The 266-nt window shown below is 54.5% G+C and carries 1 protein-coding gene; it reads left to right on the top strand.

The window, feature by feature from the left end:
* On the top strand, window positions 1–266 hold a 266-nt coding region (locus CF394_RS14120; RefSeq protein WP_133079854.1), incomplete at both ends, for an AAA family ATPase.

The raw sequence follows: 266 nt of genomic DNA, 5'->3' as shown, positions 1-266 counted from the left end.
TATCAGAACCTTTATCGGAAAAGGTGAGGCCGACGGCTTTTAAAGACATCGTCGGCCAGGAGGACGGCATTAAAGCGCTGAAAGCCGCCCTTTGCGGACCGAATCCGCAGCATGTCATTATTTACGGCCCTCCAGGTGTGGGAAAAACGGCAGCTGCAAGGCTTGTCCTTGAAGAAGCGAAAAAGAACAAGCGCTCACCGTTCCAGGAACATTCCGCCTTTGTCGAGCTTGACGCGACAACGGCCCGTTTCGACGAGCGGGGAATC

The sequence above is a fragment of the Tetzosporium hominis genome, from assembly GCF_002265435.1.
GTDB classification, from domain to species: Bacteria; Bacillota; Bacilli; order Bacillales_A; family Planococcaceae; genus Chryseomicrobium; species Chryseomicrobium hominis.
The sequence above is the reverse complement of the archived record's forward strand: the minus strand, read 5'-3'. Positions and strand labels throughout refer to the sequence as shown.